Consider the following 7,215-nt stretch of genomic DNA (forward strand, 5'->3'; position numbering starts at 1 on the left):
GATTCCTACTGACGCGCGTGGACGGTGAAGATGTGAGCCGGGTTGCCCGGTGTGAGCCCAACGAAGTTGCGCGGACCCCAGACGTAGGTGCCCCCAGTCAACTCGTCATGCACGCCGTACATGTCGACCGGCAGCCCCAGCTGCGCCAGGTCAACGATGACTTCTCCAGACACTGAATGGTGCGGGTTCAGGCTGCACACAACGATGACGGTGTCCTCACCGTTGTTCTTGGCGAAGGCGAAGATCTCGTCGTGGGTGGTTTCGAGGACCACGGTGCGTCGCAACTGCTGCAGTGCCGGATGCTTCCGCCGGATCTGGTTGACCCGGGCCAGCAGGACGTTGAGGTTCGGTTCGGCGTTGAAATTGCGCGGCCGGTACTCGTACTTCTCGGAGTTGAGGTACTCCTCACCGCCCGGCTTCAGCGGCTCGAACTCGAACTGCTCGAAGCCCTGGTAGATGCCCCAGTTGGGGGACATCGTGGCAGCCAGAATGATCCGGATCGCGAACGCCGCCGGGGCCCCGGACCGCACCGACATCGGGTTGATGTCGGGGGTGTTGACGAAGAAGTTGGGACGCAGGTAGTCGGCGGTCTCCTGGGACAGTTCAGTGAGGTATTCGCCCAGCTCCTTCTTGGTGTTGCGCCAGGTGTAGTAGGTGTAGCTCATGTGGAAGCCGACCTTGCCCAGGTTGTGCATGACCTCGGGCCGGCTGAATGCCTCGGAGAACAGCAGCACCTCGGGGTGGTCCTGGCGCAGCCGGTCGGTCAGCCAGTCCCAGAAGTTGAGCGGCTTGGTGTGCGGATTGTCGACCCGGAAGATCTTCACCCCGTGCGAGATCCAGAACTCGAGCAGCCGCAGCACCTCCTGGTAGATGCCCTCGCGGTCGTTGTCGAAGTTGATCGGGTAGATGTCCTGGTACTTCTTGGGCGGGTTCTCGGCGTAGGCGATGGTGCCGTCCAGCCGGGTGGTGAACCACTCGGGGTGCTCGGTGACCCACGGGTGGTCGGGCGCGGCCTGCAGCGCGAAGTCGAGGGCCACCTCCAGCCCCAGCGAGTTCGCCTTGGCGACGAAGGCGTCGAACTCCTCGATGGTGCCCAGCTTCGGGTGCACCGCGTCGTGGCCGCCCTCGTGGCTGCCGATCGCCCAGGGCGAGCCGGGGTCGTCCGGGCCCGCCTCCAGGGTGTTGTTCGGCCCCTTGCGGAACTGGTAGCCGATCGGGTGGATCGGGGGCACGTAGGCCACGTCGAAACCGAGTTCGGCGATGTGCTCCAGCATGGCGTGGCTGCTGTTCAGGGTGCCCGAGACCCACTTGCCGGTCTCGGCGTCCTTGTAGGCGCCCTGCGAGCGGGGGAAGAACTCGTACCAGCTTCCGTACAGGGCACGCTTGCGGTCGACCTGGATGGGGTAGTCGACGCCGGCGGTGACCAGCGAGCGGTGGGCGTACCTCACCATCGCGGCGTCCAGCGCCGGGTCAAGCGCCCGCCGGTGCAGCTCCGAAGCTTCGACCGAGGGGTCGAGGTCCTGATGGGCCTGCCTGATCAGATCGGCGGCGTCGTTGTCGCCGGCCTCCTGGGCGGCCCGGACGGCGTAGTCGAACAGCGCCCGGCCCTCCATGCAGATCAGTTCGACGTCCATCCGGGCGCTCAGCTTGACGTCGGCGTTGTGCCGCCAGGTGTGCCAGTCGTCGCCCCAGGCCTCGATGTGGAACTGCCAGTCGCCGACCCTGTCGGGCCGCACCCATGCCTGCCAGATGTCCAGGCCCTGCGGCCAGATCTGCTTCATGTCGACCCGGGTCTGCTCGCCGGACGGGTTGGTGAGTACCACCGTGGCTCCCACCGCGTCGTGTCCTTCACGCACCACACGGGCGGTGATGGGTAACGCCTCACCCTCGACTGCCTTGGCCGGGTAGGCGCCGTGCTCGATTACCGGGGAAACCTTGCCGATCGGAATACGTCCGAACCTGAACTGGGCGAATCGATCTGCAGCGGGGGCTGCGGGGTTGGGTCCGTGGTCGTTCACGCTCCAACCGTAGCCAGATTGGGCCACGATGTAGGTCGGATAAGCGGAATCCCCGTCCGGTGCGGTTCCGGGACGGCTGCGGCGCGGCCGGGCACGGATTGCACCAGCCTTGGCCGAGACATCGCCTAACGTGTACCGCGTGCGCGCGATCAGACGTTTCATAGTCCAGCCGGTGCTGCCGGAGCCACTTCGCCCGTTGGCGGAGTTGGCCCGCAACCTGCGGTGGAGTTGGCACGAGGAGACCAAGGAGGTCTTCCGGGCCATCGACCCCGACCTGTGGGAGTCCACCGGCGCCGACCCGGTGCAACTGCTCTCCCAGGTCAGCGGCCACCGGCTCGACGCGCTGGCCGGTGACCGGCGTTTCGTGCGCAACCTGGAGCGGGTGCACGCCGATCTGCAGGACTACCTCATCGGCGACCGGTGGTACCAGCGCTTCGCCGCCGAACACCCTGAGGCTCCGGCCGCCATCGGCTACTTCTCGGCAGAGTTCGGCATCTCGGAAGTCCTGCCGCAGTACTCCGGCGGCCTGGGCATCCTGGCCGGTGACCACCTGAAGGCGGCCTCCGACATCGGCGCCCCACTGATCGGCGTGGGTCTGCTGTACCACCACGGCTACTTCATCCAGTCGCTGAACCCGCAGGGCTGGCAGCAGGAGCGGTACCCGTTGCTCGACCCCAACGAGCTGCCGATCTCGACGCTGGTCGATGACGACGGCAAGCCGGTGATGATCGAGGCCGACATCCGCGGGGTGCCGGTGAAGGCGCAGCTGTGGGTGTGCCGGGTCGGGCGCGTGCCGCTGGTGCTGATGGACACCAACCTCGAGGTCAACCCGGAAAGTGAGCGGCTGATCACCGACAAGCTGTACGGCGGCGGCTCCGACCACCGGCTGGCCCAGGAGGTGCTGCTGGGCATCGGCGGCATGCGGGCCCTGCGCGAGTTCTGCCGGGTCACCGGCCACCCGACCCCGGAGGTGTACCACGCCAACGAGGGCCACGCGGTGCTGCTCGGACTGGAGCGGATCCGCGAGTTCATGACGGCCGGCGACGACTTCGACACCGCGCTGGAACGCGGTCGGGCCGGCATGGTCTTCACCACCCACACCCCAGTTCCGGCGGGCATCGACCGGTTCGGCATGGACGCTGTGCGCCATCAGTTCACCGGTTTCGACCCGGTGCCGATGGACCGGATCCTGCCGCTCGGCGCGGAGGACTTCGCCGGCGGCGACCCAAACGTGTTCAACATGGCGGTCCTCGGGCTGCGGTTGGCGCAGCGCGCCAACGGCGTGTCGAAGCTGCACGGCGAGGTGAGCCGGCAGATGTTCCAGCCGCTCTGGCCGGGCTTCGACGTCAGCGAGGTCCCGATCGGCTCGGTGACCAACGGGGTGCACGCCCGCACCTGGCTGCACCCGGAGTGGAAGGAGATCCTCGACTCGCCGACCGACGCGGTCGACGGCAACGAGGACGGCTGGGACTTCCGCGCACTGGCCCGCATCGACGACTCGTCGATCTGGACAAGAAAGCGGCAGATGCGCGGCCAGATGATCGCCATGGCCCGCGAGCGGCTGGGCCGCAGCGCCGCTGCCCGCGGTCACTCCGCGGACTGGGCGGCTACCGCGCTGAACCCGCACACCCTGACCATCGGCTTCGCCCGGCGGGGCGCCTCGTACAAACGGCTCACCCTGATGCTGAACCAGCCCGAGCGGTTGAAGGCGCTGCTGAACCACCCGTCCACACCGATCCAGATCGTGATCGCCGGGAAGGCCCATCCGGCCGACGACATCGGCAAGAGCCTGATCCAGCAGATGGTGCAGTTCGCCGATCAGGACGAGGTCCGCGGCAAGGTCGTCTTCCTGCCCGACTACGACATCTCGCTGGCCAGGCCGCTGTACCCCGGCTGCGACGTCTGGCTGAACAACCCGCTGCGCCCGCTGGAGGCCTGCGGCACCTCCGGCATGAAGGCCGCGCTGAACGCTGCGTTCAACCTGTCGGTGCAGGACGGCTGGTGGGACGAGTGGTACGACCCTGCCTACGGCTGGGCGATCCCCTCGGCCGAGACCATCGGCAGCCGCGAGGAGCGGGACGCGGCGGAGGCCGAGGCCCTCTACGAGATCATCGAGCGCGAGATCATCCCGAAGTTCTACACCCGCGACGCCAACGGCATCCCGGTTGACTGGGTCCGCATGATGCGCTCCACCATCTCCGGGCTCGGGCCGAAGGTGATCGCCACCCGGATGGTGCGCGATTACGTCACCGAGCTGTACGCGCCCGCTGCGGCATCGGCGGCGCAGGTGTCCATGGACGGTATGGCCGAGCAACTGGCGCGCTGGAAGCAGAAGGTTCGGCAGGCCTGGCCGGGAGTCGCGGTCACCGGGATCGAAACCCACCTGCCCGAGACCGTCGAGGTTGGTCAGACCCACCTGTTCGACGCCACGGTGCGGCTGAACGGTCTGGAGCCCGACGACGTCGCAGTCGAACTGGTGGCCGGTGAGGTCGGCGCGGACGATGAACTGCGCAACGTGCAGATCAGCCGGTTCGCCAGGTGTCCGGACTGCCCGGCGGATGGCACCGGCGCGGTGCCGTTCCGTCTGCAGGTGTCCAGTTCGACTCCCGGACGGGTCGGCTTCACCGTGCGCGTGGTGCCCGACCACCCGCTGTTGGCCAGCCGCTCCGAGATGGGGTTGTCGGCGGTCGCCACCCAGTAGCCCGGGGTTCCGGGTGGATGCCCGGGGCCGGGTCGGCGCGGAGCAGACCGCTCAGACCTGCGGCGGGCGGTCGCGCTTGGGCTGGACCCGGCCGTGCGGGTGCGGCACCGGCAGCCGCAGGCCGGCGGCGTCGGAGGGCACCTCCACCCCGAAGACGGCGACGGTGCGCCCGGGCAGCACGATCGTGGCGCCGGGCAGCAGGCTGGACACCACCAGTTCGTCCGGGTCTGCGGTGGTTGCCAGCATCTGGTAGCGCCAACCCCACGGCGGGTTCGGCATCGTCACCGGGATCGACTCGGTGCCGGCGTGGAACCAGGCCAGCAGCGCTTCCTCCCGGCTGGACAGGTACATGCCTAGCAGCCGGCGGCCGCCGTGCAGCCAGTCGTGGTTGTTCATCTCGCCGGAGTAGCCGTTCATCCAGGCCAGGTTGTAGCGCTGCAGCGACGCGCCCTGGGCGTCCAGCACCTCGACGTGGTACAGGTAGTCGTCGTAGTGCAGCAGCCGGGATTCCTGCCGCAGCCGGACCAGCTTGCGGGTGAGCTCGGTCAGGTCGGCCCATTGCGGGGCCATCAGCCAGTCCACCCAGCTGATCGGGTTGTCCTGGCAGTAGGCGTTGTTGTTGCCGCGCTGGGTGCGTCCCATCTCGTCGCCGGCGGTGATCATCGGGACGCCACGAGACAGCAGCAGCGAGGCCATCAGGTTGCGGGCCTGGCGGTGCCGCAGCCGGTTGATCTGCTCGTCGTCGGTCTCGCCCTCTACCCCGCAGTTCCACGACCGGTTGTCATCTGAGCCGTCGCGGTTGTTCTCGCCGTTGGCCTCGTTGTGCTTGTGGTTGTAGCTGACCAGGTCGCGCAGGGTGAATCCGTCGTGCGCGGTGATGAAGTTGATGGACGACGACGGGGGCCGGTCGTCGTGGCCGAACAGGTCGGCCGAACCGGACAGCCTGGTGGCTAGTTCCTGGACGCCGCCCGAGCCCCGCCAGTAGTCCCGCATGAAGCCGCGGAAGCGGTCGTTCCACTCGCTCCAGCCGCGGCCGAACCGTCCGACCTGGTAGCCGAACGGGCCCATGTCCCACGGTTCGGCGATCATCTTGATGTCGGCGAAGGCGGGGTCTTCGGCGATGGCCTGCTTGAATGCGTGTTCCTGGTCGACGTGGTGGTGGGCGTCACGAACCAGCGTGGTGGCCAGGTCGAATCGGAAGCCGTCCACCCCCATCTCGGTCACCCAGTAGCGCATCGAGTCCAGCACCAGCATCAACACGTCCGGGTTGGAGGTGTCGACCGAGTTGCCGCAGCCGGTCACGTCGTAGTCGGTGCGGTGGTCGGGGGTGAGCCGGTAGTAGCCGCGGTGGTCGATACCGCGGAAGCTGAGTGTCGGGCCCTGGTGCGAGCCCTCGCAGGTGTGGTTGTAGACCACGTCGAGGATGACCTCGATGCCCGCGTCGTGCAACGCGGAGACCATCTGCTTGAACTCCTCGACCTGGTGGCCGAGCGTGCCGACCGAGCAGTACCCGGCGTGCGGGGCGAAGAAGCCGAGGGTGTTGTAGCCCCAGTAGTTCGTCCGCCCCTTGGTGGTGACGAACGACTCCGAGGCGAAGTGGTGCACCGGCAGCAGCTCGACCGCGGTCACTCCCATCGACTGCAGGTGTTCGATCACCGCGGGCGAGGACAGGCCGGCGTAGGTGCCGCGCTGGTGCTCGGGCACCAGCGGATGCAGCTGGGTGTACCCCTTGACGTGCAACTCGTAGATGAGCGATTCGCTGAGGGGGCGGCGCCTGGCGATGGGGCGCGGGGGCGGGGTGTCGGCCACCACCACTGACAACGGCACCGAGCCTAACGAGTCACGATCGTCCAGCTGGTTCTCCGACCACTCGGTGTGGTCCAGCACCGGCCCGGTGAAGTCCACCCCGCCGGTGATCGCCCGGGCGTAGGGATCCACCAGCAGCTTCGCGGGGTTGGCCCGCAGCCCCTGCTCGGGCGCCCATTCCCCATGGACTCGGTAGCCATAGCGTTGTTGCGCCTGGACGCCGGGGACGAAGATGCCCCACAGCCCGTCGGCGGACTGCATCTCGAACTCGCGATGGCTGAGGTCAGCGTCCACCAGGACCAACTGCACCCGCCTGGCGTTCGGCGCCCACAGCCGGAAGAAGCAACCGTCGTCGGTGAGCCGGGGGCTGGGCATCTGCCGGACCGGCCGACCTGCGACCTTGTAGAGCAACGGGCCTCCCAACAGCTAGGGCGCACAAACTAGCCTGTGATGCATGTCGCGCGATCGTCAGACGACGCACACCCGAGATCACCATGATCAGGTCCGGCCAGTTTACGCAGATCATGCCGCGAGCTCACCCCTGCGTCCAGCAGCCCGCGCCGCTTGGAGCGAACTTGCCGGCCTGGTCGGCAATCCGGCTGCGCTGCACGGCGCAGGCCGCCGGGTCCGGGCGGCGCTGGAGGACGCCCGCGAGGAGTTGGCCGCACTGCTCGGCGCGCACCCCGACGA

General features: G+C 68.0%; 3 protein-coding genes and 1 pseudogene. 2 read left to right on the forward strand and 2 right to left on the reverse strand.

Translation table 11 applies throughout. The annotated features are described in order from the left end of the window. Window positions 1-5: 5 nt before the first annotated feature. Entirely contained in the window at window positions 6-2,018 is a 2,013-nt protein-coding gene (locus WBL05_RS11215) for an alpha-1,4-glucan--maltose-1-phosphate maltosyltransferase (protein WP_424225975.1), read from the reverse strand. A 139-nt stretch (window positions 2,019-2,157) separates the two neighbouring features. On the opposite strand from WBL05_RS11215, the gene glgP reads away from it, so the two are divergent. Continuing rightward, a complete protein-coding gene (gene glgP / locus WBL05_RS11220; protein WP_424225976.1) occupies window positions 2,158-4,719 on the forward strand; it encodes an alpha-glucan family phosphorylase in 2,562 nt (853 codons plus the stop codon). 51 nt (window positions 4,720-4,770) lie between these two features. On the opposite strand, the gene glgX is transcribed toward glgP, so the two are convergent. Beyond that, window positions 4,771-6,900 (reverse strand): glycogen debranching protein GlgX, encoded by a 2,130-nt coding sequence (gene glgX, locus WBL05_RS11225; protein WP_424225978.1) that lies wholly within the window; start codon window positions 6,898-6,900, stop codon window positions 4,771-4,773. Between the two features lie 79 nt (window positions 6,901-6,979). Between glgX and WBL05_RS11230 the strand changes: the two are divergent. Then, window positions 6,980-7,215, forward strand: a pseudogene (locus WBL05_RS11230) (hypothetical protein); the annotation flags it as partial.

Source organism: Brooklawnia sp. (assembly GCF_049651565.1).
GTDB lineage: Bacteria > Actinomycetota > Actinomycetes > Propionibacteriales > Propionibacteriaceae > Brooklawnia.

What these genes read in the sequence shown, in the direction of transcription:
- glgX (WP_424225978.1), bottom strand. Translation starts at nt 6,900, where the DNA reads ATGCCCAGCCCCCGGCTCACCGACGACGGTTGCTTCTTCCGGCTGTGG.